A 1,730-nucleotide genomic window follows, 5' to 3' on the forward strand; every position below is an offset into this window, starting at 1 on the left:
CCTCGCCATCGAGCGGGATCACGTCGTGCGTCTCGACCAGCACCACGTCGCCGCGGCGCAGGTTCGGTGCCTGCTCCGGCAGAAAGGTCGCACCATGGAAGGGCTGGGTCAGCTTCTTGGCCCAGGTGTCCTTGCGCAGTCCGCGCAGGGAAGCAGCCTGCGCCTTGCTGCGGCCTTCGGCCAGCGCTTCGGCGAAGTTCGCGAACAGCACCGTGAACCACAGCCAGATGGACACCGCGAGCACGAAGGCCGGCGGCATGCCGGTTTCGCCAGGGAAGCTCAGCGAGTGCACCCACAGCATGGTCGTGAGGATGCTGCCGATGTAGACGATGAACATCACCGGATTGCGCCACTGCACGCGCGGGCTCAGCTTGGTGACCGACGCCCACAGCGCGGGCCTGAGCAGCTCGGCGTCAAGGAGCGAGAGGTGCTTTTTCTTCCTGGCGAGGGCCTTGGCTTCGGCCACGGCCACGTCCGCCGGCTGGGCAGGCWCGCCCAGGGAGATGGGAGAAGGRTTCTTTTTCATGGTCWGCRRTCTCATTTCCACAGCATCAGGTGCTCGACGAYGGGGCCGAGCGCCAGCGCGGGCACRTAGTTGAGCARGCCSACCAGCAGCACGGTGCCGATCAGCAGGGTCACGAACAAYGGGCCGTGCGTGGGCATCGTTCCCGCGGTGACCGGAATGCGYTTCTTGGCGGCCAGCGCGCCCGCGATGGCGAGCACCGGCACGATCACGCCGAAGCGGCCGAACCACATCGCAATGGCGAGCCACGCGTTGTAGAACGGCGTGTTGGCYGACAGCCCTGCAAAGGCGCTGCCGTTGTTGTTGSCGGCCGAGGTGAACGCGTAGAGGATYTCCGAGAAGCCGTGGGCCCCGGGGTTGGCGATGCCGGTCTTGCCGGCATCGGCGATCACCGCGACCGCGGTGCCCGCCAGCACCAGGATCGGCGTCACCAGGATCGCGATCGATGTYAGCTTCATCTCGTGCACCTCGATCTTCTTGCCCAGGTACTCGGGTGTGCGGCCGATCATCAGCCCGGCGATGAAGACCGCGAGAATGGCGAAGATCAGCATGCTGTAGAGGCCGGTGCCGACGCCGCCGAAGACCACCTCGCCGAGTTGSATCAGCACCAGCGGCACCATGCCGCCCAGCGGCGTGAAGGAGTCGTGCATGCCATTGACCGCCCCGCAGGATGCCGCCGTRGTGATGGCGGCGAACAGCCCCGAGGCCGTGATGCCGAAGCGCACTTCCTTGCCTTCCATGTTGCCGCCGGCCTGCAGCGCGCTGGCSGCCTGGTCGACGCCCAGTGCGCCGACCAGGGGATTGCCGGCCTGCTCGGCGGGGATGACCACGATCACCGCTGCAACGAACAGCACCGTCATCGCCGCCAGCACCGCCCAGCCCTGGCGCAGGTCGCCGACCACGCGCCCGAAGGCGAAGCACAGCGCGGCCGGAATCAGGAAGATGGCCAGCATCTGCACCAGGTTGGCCAGTGCCGTCGGGTTCTCGTAGGGATGCGCCGAGTTGGCGTTGAAAAAGCCGCCGCCGTTGGTGCCGAGCATCTTGATTGCCTCCTGCGAGGCGACCGGGCCCATGGCCAGCGTCTGCGTGGTGGTGCTCGCGTCTTCGGTCACCGGATTGCCCTGRGCGTCCTTCACCGGCTGGCCCGCCGCATCCAGCTTGGGGTTCTGGTAGGCCGTGGTTTCCACCGTGGTCACGGTCTTGTAGG

At 67.0% G+C, this 1,730-nt stretch carries 1 protein-coding gene and 1 pseudogene; both read right to left on the reverse strand.

Translation table 11 applies throughout. The annotated features are described in order from the left end of the window. Positions 1–526, reverse strand: a pseudogene (locus AC1DY5_RS54395) (potassium-transporting ATPase subunit B); the annotation flags it as partial. An 11-nt stretch (positions 527–537) separates the two neighbouring features. Beyond that, positions 538–1,730, reverse strand: a 1,193-nt coding sequence (kdpA, locus tag AC1DY5_RS54400) for a potassium-transporting ATPase subunit KdpA (RefSeq protein ID WP_478122489.1), incomplete at its 5' end; no start/stop codon positions are given.

It is taken from the genome of Variovorax sp. P4_D9, from assembly GCF_056401695.1.